This window comes from Ruoffia sp. FAM 26254, from assembly GCF_045528545.1.
GTDB classification, from domain to species: domain Bacteria; phylum Bacillota; class Bacilli; order Lactobacillales; family Aerococcaceae; genus Ruoffia; species Ruoffia halotolerans.
Window position 1 is genome coordinate 1 of record NZ_JBGQQY010000134.1, and the last position, 255, is coordinate 255.

Below are 255 nucleotides of genomic sequence, written 5' to 3' on the forward strand. Positions count from 1 at the left end.
TATTTAGCATGAGGTCCCGTTCGTAATAGCCATTCCGCTGATCTTTTCGTTCCGAAGTCCGTTCATAGTTCTCTGCTTTAATGTAGCGATCACGTTCAACTTCCATATAAGCGTTAAAGACAGTGACGGCTAATGATTTCATCATCGCATTCATATCGCTATTCATGACTGCCTCTGTTAATTCTTCTAAATTTAAGGTAATATTTAATTGAGCCATAATAATCTTCCTTTCAATGTTTGTCTGTCAACTACATT

1 protein-coding gene is annotated in these 255 nt (G+C 36.9%); it reads right to left on the reverse strand.

Annotation, left to right across the window (positions count from 1 at the left end):
• A partial coding sequence (locus tag ACEN3Z_RS11995; protein ID WP_407089156.1) for a transposase occupies positions 1-217 on the reverse strand: 217 nt, incomplete at its 3' end.
• Positions 218-255: the final 38 nt, after the last annotated feature.